General features: G+C 69.9%; 8 protein-coding genes and 1 CRISPR repeat array. All 8 genes read left to right on the top strand.

What is annotated here, in order from left to right; translation table 11 throughout:
- Nucleotides 1–1,512 precede the first annotated feature (1,512 nt).
- The 8 genes from cas3 (at nt 1,513) to cas2e (ending at nt 11,134) form a co-directional block, all read left to right on the top strand.
- Nucleotides 1,513–4,290, top strand: coding sequence for a CRISPR-associated helicase Cas3' (cas3, locus tag AB8A24_RS41625; protein ID WP_369479100.1), 2,778 nt, complete (start codon nt 1,513–1,515; stop codon nt 4,288–4,290).
- 274 nt (nt 4,291–4,564) lie between these two features.
- Nucleotides 4,565–6,271: a type I-E CRISPR-associated protein Cse1/CasA gene (gene casA, locus AB8A24_RS41620; protein ID WP_369479098.1), complete on the top strand. Its 1,707-nt coding sequence runs from the start codon at nt 4,565–4,567 to the stop codon at nt 6,269–6,271.
- A 128-nt stretch (nt 6,272–6,399) separates the two neighbouring features.
- Nucleotides 6,400–7,005: a type I-E CRISPR-associated protein Cse2/CasB gene (casB, locus tag AB8A24_RS41615; RefSeq protein WP_369479097.1), complete on the top strand. Its 606-nt coding sequence runs from the start codon at nt 6,400–6,402 to the stop codon at nt 7,003–7,005.
- Between the two features lie 100 nt (nt 7,006–7,105).
- The gene (cas7e, locus tag AB8A24_RS41610) at nt 7,106–8,260 is read left to right on the top strand and encodes a type I-E CRISPR-associated protein Cas7/Cse4/CasC (protein ID WP_369479096.1); all 1,155 of its coding nucleotides are present in this window, start codon (nt 7,106–7,108) and stop codon (nt 8,258–8,260) included.
- On the top strand, nt 8,257–9,054 hold the full coding sequence (cas5e, locus tag AB8A24_RS41605; RefSeq protein ID WP_369479095.1) for a type I-E CRISPR-associated protein Cas5/CasD: 798 nt from the start codon (nt 8,257–8,259) through the stop codon (nt 9,052–9,054). The genes cas7e and cas5e overlap by 4 nt, the downstream gene beginning before the upstream one ends.
- Nucleotides 9,055–9,059: 5 nt before the next feature.
- Nucleotides 9,060–9,815 carry a type I-E CRISPR-associated protein Cas6/Cse3/CasE gene (gene cas6e, locus AB8A24_RS41600; RefSeq protein ID WP_369479099.1) on the top strand — a complete coding sequence of 252 codons (756 nt, stop codon included), beginning with the start codon at nt 9,060–9,062 and terminating at the stop codon, nt 9,813–9,815.
- 6 nt (nt 9,816–9,821) lie between these two features.
- The gene (gene cas1e, locus AB8A24_RS41595; protein WP_369479094.1) at nt 9,822–10,829 is read left to right on the top strand and encodes a type I-E CRISPR-associated endonuclease Cas1e; all 1,008 of its coding nucleotides are present in this window, start codon (nt 9,822–9,824) and stop codon (nt 10,827–10,829) included.
- Complete coding sequence (gene cas2e / locus AB8A24_RS41590) at nt 10,826–11,134, top strand: type I-E CRISPR-associated endoribonuclease Cas2e (protein WP_369479093.1); 309 nt, start codon at nt 10,826–10,828, stop codon at nt 11,132–11,134. The genes cas1e and cas2e overlap by 4 nt, the downstream gene beginning before the upstream one ends.
- An 18-nt stretch (nt 11,135–11,152) precedes the next feature.
- A CRISPR array of direct repeats spans nt 11,153–11,852; the repeat unit is 28 nt; unit sequence GTCGACCCCGCGCCTGCGGGGATGGTCC.
- Nucleotides 11,853–11,876 lie beyond the last annotated feature (24 nt).

The raw sequence follows: 11,876 nt of genomic DNA, 5'->3' as shown, positions 1-11,876 counted from the left end.
CCGGGGTTCACCGAGGCACCGGCCGAGCGGGGCCAGTCGACCCCGCGCCTGCGGGGGTGGTCCGATCAGACGGGTTCGCGGACGTACGGCCTCCATGTCGACCCCGCGCCTGCGGGGATGGTCCGCGGGGGTCACGCGGCCTGACGGCCGGCCGCAGGTCGACCCCGCGCCTGCGGGGATGGTCCTGGGCAGTGCGTGGAACGCATCGCGCACCTGGCGTCGACCCCGCGCCTGCGGGGATGGTCCGTCGGCGGACGAGGACATGTGGGTGCCGCCCGAGTCGACCCCGCGCCTGCGGGGATGGTCCGTGCGGGCACTTGGACAGGCGGTGCGGCCATGGGTCGACCCCGTGCCCGCGGGGATGGTCCGTACAGGTGTAGGCCGTGGTGCGGAGTCGTGACGTCGACCCCGCGCCCGCGGGGATGGTCCAGATCCGCAGCCGGGCGAGGACGCCGGGCAGGTGTCGACCCCGCGCCCGCGGGGATGGTCCGCCGGTAACCCGGGTGGGGCTGCGCGTGGACGCGTCGACCCCGCGCCCGCGGGGATGGTCCCGAAGAGTGATGGACAAGTGACCTTCCCATAGGGTCGACCCGCCCGCGGGGATGGTTCTCGGGATTCAAGCCGCGCGAGACTTCAGAGGCCGTCGACTCCGCGCCCGCGGGGATGGTCCGTGCCGCTGCGTAAGGATGCCGGCCTCCAGGCAGTCGACCCCGCGCCCGCAGGGATGGTCCGAACGCGACGACGGACGCCACCCCGCCCTGCACGTCGACCCCGCGCCCGCGGGGATGGTCCGGCATCTCGGCCTGGGGTCCGCACCCTGGAGCCGTCGACCCCGCGCCCGCGGGGATGATCCGAGCGCCGACGGAGCGCCGTCGAGCAGGGACAGGTCGATCCCGCGACCGCGGGGATGGTTCGGCAGCGCTCGCGGCCGTGATGTTGGGCGTCCGTCGACGCCGCGCCCCGTGAGGATGGACCGCTGACCGCTGACCGCTGACCGCTGACCGCTGACCGTCGTTGAGTCGGCTCCAGTTCCGTCGTTGGGTGGCGAGCGAGCGGCCGACGTCGGCGCCGTGCCGGGTGACGCCGGGGCCGATCGCGGCCTGGGCGGCTGCCCAGGCCCGCCCACACCTGCAGCCGGTGCTGCAGCACCGGCCAGGGAAGTGCCGGCCGTACGCATGGCTGCGGGTGGCAGCGGGTCGCGTGCCGCCGAGATGGTTTAACGGCGGCCGCCCGCCCCACGGCCACCATTCCCGTCCCGGGGGATGCCGAGCGGCACGGCAGGTCGTATTTCCCGGTGGGTGGACGCCGTCCTTCTCCTGGGGAGAGGTTCGGATTGCGCTGGTCGAGCCGTGTTGTCAGTGGTGGCTTCTACTCTCTGGTTCTTCGGAGAAGCGTGGAGGCCCGGTGGACTTACAGCAGCTGCACGAGCGGTACGAGCCCGGTGTCGTGGAGGCCTTGGAGGTGTTGTGGGGGAAGTCGCGTGAGCGGGCTGCGGGCACGACGAACCTTCTGATGGCGCACCTCCTGGACACTGCTGCGGTTGCCGAGTTGCTGTGGGACGGCTTCCTCGCTCGTTCGACGCGGTCGGCCCTGGACGCGATCGCCGGTGGGCCGGAGCGCGGGCGCGCGCTGTTCGTCTGGTTGTGCGGGGTCCACGACTGCGGGAAGGCGACCCCGGTGCATCAGCGCCTGTGGTCCGAGGGCGCGGAGGCGGTGCGACGGTCGGGGCTGTCCTGGGTCGAGTCGGCGGCTGTGGCGGGGGTGAGGAGCCAGAGGCGCTGGCGTCACGACTGGGCGGGTGGGCTGATGGCGCGGGAGCTGTTGACCTCGGCCGGATGGGATCCGGAGCAGGTGGACTGGGTGTGGCCTTTGGTGGCCGGACATCATGGCGCGTTTCCGTCACTGCGCGATGTTCAGGAGCCCAGGACAGCCAAGGGGCAGTTGAGGGGGAGGGGACTCTGGCGCCAGGCTCAGCAAGCTGTGCTGGATGTGTTCACCCGGGAGCTGGGGCTCGGGCGCCTTGGTGAGATGAAGCCTGTGCTGGTCCCCTCGAGGGCGCTGCAGTTGCAGCTCAGCGGTCTGGTGGTCATGGCGGACTGGATCGCGAGCGACGAACGCTTCTTCCACGGCATGGACGACCTGCGGCAGGTGAGTTTGGACGCATCCCGCCGGCGGGCGGCCGTGGCCTGGACGGCACTGGGACTCCAGCGGGGTTGGGGGACCCTGACCGCTCCAGCCACCGAAGTCTTCCAGGATCGGTTCGGATGCTCGCCGCGGCCGTCGCAGGCCATGGTCGCCGGTGCTGCGCGTGCCATGGGCGGTCCTGGGCTGATGGTGATCGAGGCTCCCATGGGGGAGGGCAAGACGGAGGCTGCTCAGGCGGCGGCGGAAGTTCTGGCCGCCAGGTTCGGTGCGGACGGTGTTTTCGTGGGGATGCCGACCCAGGCGACCAGCGATCCCATGTTCACCCGCACCCGGCGGTGGCTGGAGGCGATCGACCCGGTCCTCGCGTCCCGGGTGGTACTGCTGCACGGCAAGAGGGCCTTCAACCGTGAGTGGAAGGCTCTGCTGGAGAATGCGGGAGCATCCGCGGACGAGGCGTTCCAGGGGGTCGACGAGTTCGGGATGGACGAGGACCCCTACGGTGTCCGGCACGAAGGGTGCGGCGAGGAGGAGCGGAAGGCCCCCGCACAGTGGTTCCTCGGACCCAAGCGCGGGCTCCTGGCACCGTTCGTCGTGGGGACCGTCGATCAGCTCCTCTACGCGGCCACCCGTACTCGGCATGTGATGCTGCGGATGGCCGGGCTCGCGGGCAAGGTCGTGGTGCTGGACGAAGTCCACGCGTGTGACGTGTACATGAGCCAGTTCCTGGCGGAGGCGCTGCGTTGGCTGGGCCAGGCGGGTGTGCCCGTGATCGTTCTCTCCGCGACTCTTGCCCCCGCTCAGCGGCAGGCGCTGTTCGAGGCCTACCTCGCCGGTGCGGTCTCGCGGGAGGAGTTCCGGGCGCACGTTCCGCGTCCGCAGGGCTATCCGAGCGTCACGGCCGCCTGGCCGGCCGGTCCGGGGGAGGCGCAGTTCCATGTGGACGCGACGGAGAGCTGGCGCGAGGACCTTCCGGTGGCGGTCCGCGTGATGCCGGAGACGGTGCCGGGCGCACGGTCCACGCGTGACGTACGAGAGCGGCTGCAGGTCGAGGCGGACTCTGCGGTAGGTGATCTGCTGGCTGAGGAACTCGCCGACGGGGGGACCGCGCTCGTCATCCGCAACTCCGTCGCGCGGGCGCAGAGTGTCTACGAGGAGCTGCGCGACCGTTTCGGCCCTGCAGAGGTGCGTCTCCTGCACGCCCGCTTCACGGTTGCTCGACGTGCCGATCTGACGGAGGAGAGTCTGCGTCTGTTGGGTCCGCGGACGCCGCGGCCCCGGGGCGGACGGCTGATCGTGGTGGCGACGCAGCTCGCCGAACAGTCCTTCGACGTCGACGCAGACCTGCTGGTCACGGATCTGGCCCCGGTCGACCTCCTGCTGCAACGCATCGGACGGTTGCACCGGCACGAGGGCACCTGGCGCCCGGGCCGGCTGCGCACGCCCAAGGTGTTGGTCACCGGCTTCCAGCCGTGCGAGGGCCGTGAACCGGCCTTCGTGTTCGCCAGCGAGGCGATCTACGGGCGCCACCTGCTGTTGCGCACCGCTGCCGTACTGCCCGGTGCGGGCAAGGGGTGGTCGGTTCCCGGGGACGTACCCGGGCTGGTGGGCAGCGTGTACGGGACGGATACCTGCCTGTTGCCTGCTGCCTGGCAGGAGGCCGGCGAGGCTGCCGCCCGGGAACAGAGCGACCGGGACCGTGCCCGCGCCGAAGCGGCGCGTGAGTTCCTTCTGACCCCGCGCGGTGAGCACGAGCGGCGGACACTGGCGGGTCTGCACTACGGCGGGTCCACCGCGGGCGGCGACGAGGATTCGCTGCGGGCAGCGGTGCGTGACGGCGACGAATCGGTCGAGGTCGTTCTCGTGGTCCGGGCCGAGGGCGAAGGCGTCTTCCGCACATTGGCCGGGCGCGCCTTGACCGTCAACGGAGACGTGGCACCGGACGTGCTGGAGGAGGTACTGGGTTCGACGGTGCGGCTGCCGTCCAGGCTCACACAACCGGCGCTTGAACTCCGCCCTTTGCCCGGCTGGCACGGACACCCGTGGCTGGGGCGGAGCCGTGCTCTGGTGCTCGACGCATCACGCAGAGCCCGCGTGGGCGACTTCACCGTGTCCTATGACGAAGAGTTCGGGCTCCGGCAGGCATAGAGGTCGCTCGCGGCCGGCCGTATCGACAGCTGCCCCACAGACCCGGTGAGCCGCCGGGCCGGAACCCGGCGGCTGGGAACCCCGCTGACGCGGGGACTAAGGAAACCCCGGTCTGTGATGCAAACAGAAGAGGGGACCATCCCCGCAGTGCGGACCCGAAGGTTCGCCGGCGAGGCCAACCACCGGATTGTCGCAGCCGTTTGTGGAGAACGCACCCGAGCCCCGGGATGCCGCTGCTAGCGTCAAACATAAGAGATTCCATCAAGGGGTACCGATGACTCATGGCTTTTCCCTGACGGACGATCCCTGGCTGCTCTTACCGTCAACCGCGGGAGAACCGGCACAGGAACGCCCCTTGCGTACAGCGCTGCTGGAGGCACACGAGTTCGGCGACCTGGTGGTGGAGATCCCCACACAGAAACCTGCCGTGTTACGGCAGGTCCTGCTCCCCGTCGTCGTCGCCGCCTTGGGACGCCCGGCCGATGAGCGCGAGTGGACGAACTGGTACTCCCGAGGGCAATGGTCGCCCGAGCAGCGTCTCAAGCTCCAGGAGTATCTGGACGCGCACCGCGGACTGTTCGACCTCTTAGACCCGGTGCAGCCCTTCGCCCAGGTCGCCGGGCTGTCCACCGCGAAGGGCGATACGAAGAACGCCGGGCTGATCGTCGCGACCGCGGCCACCGGCAACAACGTACCCCTGTTCGCCTCGCGTACGGAGGGCGACCCCTTCTCGCTGACCCCGGCGCAGGCAGCACACTGGCTGCTGCACACGCAGTGCTGGGACACCGCGGCGATCAAAACGGGTGCGGTGGGCGACCCGCAGGCGAAGGCAGGAAAGACCACCGGAAACCCGACCGGGCCCCTCGGACAGATCGGTGTCACCCTGCTGGCTGGCAGAACACTCTTCGAGACACTGCTGCTGAACATTCCGATCGGTGCACCACCGACGTCGAGCGATCTGCCGCAGTGGGAAAGACGAGATCCCGCCGGTCCGCGTCCCGCCGGCACCCCCCGGTGGCAGACACGAGCGCCCGAGGGACTCCTGGACCTGTGGACCTGGCAGTCCCGCCGGATCCGGCTCGTCCCCGAAGCGACAGACGAAGGCCTGCGCGTGACCCGGGTCCTGGTCGCCGCCGGCGACCGCATGCCGCACACCCCCGAGACCGAACCACACACCATGTGGCGCCTGGAGCCGAACGGCGGCCGTACCTCGGCAAAGGACAAACACGGCACCACCCCGCCCCGCCGCCCGCTACGTCTCCAGCCCGGCAAGGCCGCCTGGCGCGGGCTCGACGCACTCCTGGCACCCGAGCGCCAGTCCCGGGACGCCGGAGAGAAGACGAGCGGATTCGCCACGAGCAAGCTCCTGGACCAAGCAGGCGCCCTCATGCCCGAGCTCGGCGAGACCTACCCGCTGCGGGTGGAACTCTCCGGCATCGCGTACGGCAACCAGTCGGCCGTCATCGACGACGTGATGTTCGACGCCCTGCCCCTGCCGCTGGCCGCACTCGACACCGACAGCGACGTCCGCTCAGCCCTCCTCGAAGTCGCCGAACAGGCAGAACAGCTGGCCACGGCAGTCAACCATCTCTCGGCAGATCTGCGGCGTGCGCTCGGCACCGAACCCATCCCCTGGGACAAGGGACAGCGCCCCGGCGAACTCGTCCTGCACGCCCTGGACCCGCTGGTGCGACGCATGCTGACAGGAATGAGGGGGCTGGAGGACCTGGAGCGCATCGAAGCCGGCCAGCTCGCATGGGAACAACTCGCCTGGCGCCGGACCTGGGAGATCGCCGACCGCCTCCTGCAAGCAGTGCCCGTCGGAGCCTATGCGGGCAGAAGCACCTCCCAGGGAGAGGGGAAGCCCGAGCGTACGCACCGCGTCCCGCTGGCCGAGGCCTCCTTCCTCAGACGCCGAGCGGAAATCCTCCACCGGGCCGACGCCCTTCGCCTCAACAGCGCACGTCCCGACAGCCGGTAGACGACACACAACAGGCCCGTCGACGCGCTACGAGCCGTCCACGCCCGGCCGCACCGATCCGACCACGCCCCAGCACATCCCCGCATGCCCACCTGTGACACAGAACCTCATCACGTCTGGACACGGTCATGACCGAAGAAGACCACACACAGCAGAGAATCTGGCACCGCTACATCTCGGCCGACGGCACCTGGCGCCGCAAGACCGGCACCACTGCCGAGAAACGCCCACCCGGCGAAGACCTCGCGGTGCTGCGCAGAGGGCTCGGCCGCCCCGCCGGAACCGTGCTGGAGATGTTCCCGTTCTACACCTGCCCGGTCGACGACTTCGCCGCACGTCGCGGAGAGGTCTCGGCCCAACAGGAGGCCGAGCACATCGCACTCGCCCTCTACGGACTGCACCAGCAGAGCCAGGACCGCCCGATGCACCGTGACGGAGTCAGCCTCGGCCGGGCCGTGCTCGAGCTCCGGCGCCACGACCGCACCAGCGACGCGGCGGTCGACGCCCGATTCCAGCAGACGTTCTCCGCGACATCGACACACGCCCTCCAGCTCCGGCTGCGCGGCCTGGTCACCCAGCTCAGCGACATCAAGCAGCCCATCGACTACAACCAGCTGGCCTCCGACGTCCTCCACTGGAACCGGCCCGACTCCCGCACCCGCGTACGCCGCCGCTGGGGCCTGGACTACTACGCCTGGACCCAGAAGACAGCATCTCCGCAACCCGGCCGCTGACCGCAACCGGCCCAACACCCGCCCGGCGCAGACACCATCCATCCCGCCGCACACCGGCCGCAGGCCCGCCGCGCACTGCCCTACGACCTGGAGCCATCCCATGAACCAGCGCCTCTACATCGATGCACATGTCGTCCAGACCGTCCCGCCCGCCAACCTCAACCGGGACGACCAGGGAAACCCCAAAGAAGCTGTCTACGGCGGAGTCCGACGCTCCCGCGTCTCCTCCCAGGCCTGGAAGCGGGCCACCCGCCGACACTTCGACGCCCAGATCCCCGAGCCCGAGCGCGCCACGCGGACCAAGCGCATCACCAACGAACTCGCCACCCGGATCAAGGACAACACCGGCCTGGACCACGACGGCGCCCGACGGATCGCTGCCGCACTCCTCGCCCAGCTCGGCCTGAGCCAGGGCAAGAAGGCCGGAGACACCGCATACCTCCTCTTCTACGGCAACGCCCAGCTCGACGACGTCGCCACACTGGTGAACGACCGCGCCGCAGACCTGGCAGCCCTGGAAGACAAAGCCCTGGCCGAGGAGATCAAGGAACTACCCGTCGCAGAGACCTTCACCACCGGACACCCCGTGGGCGTCGCCCTGTTCGGCCGGATGGTCGCCGACATCCCCAAACTCAACGTCGACGCCGCCGTACAGGTAGCCCACGCGCTCTCCACCCACGAGACGCAACTCGAATTCGACTACTTCACCGCCGTCGACGACCAGAACGAGAAAGACGAAACCGGCGCCGGGATGATCGGCACCATCGGCTTCAACTCCGCCACCCTCTACCGTTACGCCACCGTCGGATTCACCCAGCTGACCGACAACCTCGGCGGAGACACCGAAGCCGCCCTCGACGCCCTCGACCACTTCGTCGACAGCTTCGCCCTGTCCACGCCCACCGGCTACCAGAACTCCTTCGCCCACCGGACCCGGCCCAGCCTCGTCGCAGTCGTCGTACGCACCGACCAGCCGGTCAACCTGGTCTCCGCCTTCGAGGAGCCCGTCGCGGCGGAGGCCGGCATCCAGGCCAACTCCGCCCGCCGACTCGCCGAGGAACACATCACCGCCACACAGGTATGGGGAGACACCCCGCTCTACAACGCAGCCAGCCACACCTTCACCACCCATGAGCCCCGCACCAAGGACACCGCCGAAACCCTCGCCCAAGCCTTCGGCGACCCCGTCACCTTCGCCGACCTGCGCTCCACCCTGCGGGCACGCCTCACCACCGCCCTGGGAGCCCAGGCGTGACCACCCCCGACCGCAGCTCCGTCCTCCTCCTCCGACTCGCCGGACCACTTCAGGCATGGGGGGACCGCAGCACCTTCAACCGGCGCGAGACTCGACCCGAACCCACGAAATCCGGCATCGTCGGCCTCCTCGCCGCAGCCGCCGGCCGCTCACGCCACGCGGCCCTGGACGACCTCGCCGGGCTCGCACTGGGCATCCGCATCGACCAGCCCGGCAGCATCCTGCGCGATTACCACACTGTGAGCGACTACCGCGGCCAGCCGCTCCTTTCCGCCGCCGTCACCGCCAAGGGCCAACAGAAGCCCACTTCACCCGCCAAGCACACACACATCACGCAGCGGTTCTACCTCCAGGACGCCGTCTTCCTGGCAGCAGTGGAAGGCCCCGAAGGCCTCATCACCACACTCGAACATGCCGTCCGCCACCCCGCCTTCCCCCTCGCAATGGGCCGCCGCTCCTGCGCCCCCGCACAACCACTGTCCCTCGGTCAGCGCACCGGATCACTCGAAGACACACTGCGCGCGGAGCCCTGGCAGGCCGCCCCCGCCGTACGCAAGCGATGGGGCCGTCAGAACGGCGACGCACCCCACATCGACCTGCCGGCCACCCTCGACGATCCGGCAGGAGACGAACTCCGCGACGACGTCCCCCTCTCCTTCGCCCCCAAGAGCCGGGCCTTCACCACCCGCCGCACCCGGCACACCTACCTCCAAGCCCCCACCGGCCTCTCACCCGACCCCGCGCGCCCCCGGAACACCGGCGGCCACGACCCCTTCGCCCTCCTGGGCTGGTGACCGACATGCCTTACCTCTCCCGCATCCGCATCAACCCCCTGCGCGCCGAAAGTCGCATACTCCTCTCCAGCCCACGTGCCATGCACGCCGCCGTCCAAGGCGGCCTCCCCGGCCTGCCCGAACAGGCACGCACCCTGTGGCGGCTCGACCCGGACAACCCCCACCGCCCCCACCTGTTCGTCCTCACCACCGACAAACCGGACTGGACGCACCTCGTCGAACAGGCAGGATGGCCCGCCGCCGACGGCGAGCACTACGCCGTACGCGACTACACCCCACTCCTGCAGCAGCTGGCACCAGGACGCAGCTTCGCCTTCCGCCTCACTGCCAACCCCGTCCAGAACACCACCCGCCCCGACAAACCCACCACCCGGCAACAGACACGTATCGACGCCGGCGGCCGACAGCGCGGCTTCCGCCTCGGCCACCGCACCGCCGCCGCCCAACTCCACTGGTTCCTCACCCGCACCGCACGATGGGGCTTCGACGTCCCCACCGCCCCCCACCTGGACGGAACCCGCAACGCCGACGACGAGCCCCCACGCGACATCCGCATCACCACCCGCCAACGCCACTCCTTCGGCAAAGGACCGACCACCACGAAGGAGGCCCAGGTCGTCATGAACTCCGTGACCTTCGAAGGACGCCTGCGCGTCACCGACCCCGCCCTGCTCACCGAACACCTCCTGACCGGCATCGGCCCCTCCAAGGCCTACGGATGCGGACTGCTCACCCTCGCCCCGCTCCCCGAAAGGCAATGACCACCCGTGCCCGACATCTGGTGGAAGGCCGACCCGCAGGACCTCCACCGCCTCGTCGACCGCGTCTCCAGCGTGTACGTGGAGCGAAGCCACCTGGACCGCGACGAGAACGCCGTCGTCATCATCAACAAACGACAAACCGTCCGCGTCCCCGCAGCCATGGTTGCCGTCATGCTCCTCGGCCCCGGCACACGCGTCACCCACGGCGCCATCCGCCTCCTCGCCGACTCCGGCACCACCGTGTGCTGGGTCGGCGAGCAAGGTGTCCGCATGTACGCGGCCGGCCTCGGCCCCAGCCGGGGCGCCGGCCTCCTCCACCGCCAGGCCTGGCTCGTCACCCGCCCCAAGGAGCGCCTCGCCGTCGCCCGCACCATGTACGGCATGCGCTTCCCCGGTGAGGACGTCTCCTCCCTCACCATGCAGCAACTCCGCGGCCGCGAAGGCACCCGTATCCGCAAGTTTTACCGCGCCCAGGCCGCCCGCACCGGCGTCACCTGGAACGGCCGCGTGTACAAGTCCGGCGACCCCTTCGCGGTCGGCGACGACCTCAACCGCCTTCTGTCGGCCGCCAACGCCGCTCTCTACGGCATCTGCCACGCTGTCATCATCGGACTCGGGGCTAGCCCGGGACTCGGCTTCGTACACACAGGCAAAGCCACATCCTTCGTCCTGGACATCGCGGACCTCTACAAGGCCGAATACACCATCCCGCTCGCCTTCGACCTCGCCGCTCAAGGCCTCACGGAAGAGCGAGACGCCAGACTCGGGCTCCGAGACCTCATCGCCCGCGACAAACTCCTCGGCCGCATCGTCACCGACGTCAAGAGTCTCCTCACCCCCGAAGGAACGGACTTCGAGGACCCCGAAGCGAACCTCCTGTGGGACGAACACCTCGGCGCCGTCCCGGGCGGCACCAACTACGCCGGCCACGCGGACCTTTCAACACACGGAATGACCGACAACCACATCGCGGTCAGCGGACCCGAAATCAACAAGGCCGAGCCCACAGCATGACCGTCATCATCCTCATCGCAGCCCCGGAAGGCCTCCGAGGACACCTCACGCGCTGGATGGTCGAAGCCAGCGCAGGAGTATTCGTCGGCAACCCCAGCCGCCGCATCCGGGACCGTCTCTGGGAACTCCTAGCCACCAGAATCGGCGACGGCCAAGCCATCCTCATCGAACCAGCCGCCAACGAACAGGGTTGGGCCGTCCGCACCGCAGGCCGAGACCGCTGGCAGCCCGTCGACTTTGACGGGCTACTCCTCTCAGCCCGACCCCAAAAGCAACTAGACGAAAACAGCGACCTCGGTCGATAGAACACCAGCTCAGAGAGTGTCGACCCCGCGCCTGCGGGGATGGTCCGTTCGACGACGAGATCGCCAGCGCCGTGGACGAGTCGACCCCGCGCCTGCGGGGATGGTCCGTGGCCCCGGACTGTAGGGTCCGGGGCCACGGTGTCGACCCCGCGCCTGCGGGGATGGTCCGTACGAACCGGCCCCCGATCCAGACACGATGTGGTCGACCCCGCGCCTGCGGGGATGGTCCGTGGGCCATGGACGACGCGCCCATGCTGCGCACGTCGACCCCGCGCCTGCGGGGATGGTCCGGCCGTCGGCGCGATCCTCTACGACTTCGGCCCGTCGACCCCGCGCCTGCGGGGATGGTCCGCGGGTCCTCCTCTCAACGGGTCGTCCGCTGACGTCGACCCCGCGCCTGCGGGGATGGTCCGTCCTGGGCTATCTCCGCGCCGGCGCGCGCCGCGTCGACCCCGCGCCTGCGGGGATGGTCCGGGGGGAACCGTTGAGATCCGCCGCTGTAGGGGGTCGACCCCGCGCCTGCGGGGATGGTCCCTCGGCGGAAGCCCCGACACGGCCGCCCAGCTAGTCGACCCCGCGCCTGCGGGGATGGTCCTCGGGGAGGCTGGCGGTGCCGTTCCTGTGGACAGTCGACCCCGCGCCTGCGGGGATGGTCCGGCCGGATCGGAGTTGTCCAACAGGTTGGCGGAGTCGACCCCGCGCCTGCGGGGATGGTCCCTGTTCCCGACCGCCGACAAGTTCG

The organism is Streptomyces sp. BF23-19, assembly GCF_041106355.1.
Lineage (GTDB): Bacteria > Actinomycetota > Actinomycetes > Streptomycetales > Streptomycetaceae > Streptomyces > Streptomyces virginiae_A.
The sequence above is the reverse complement of the archived record's forward strand: the minus strand, read 5'-3'. Positions and strand labels throughout refer to the sequence as shown.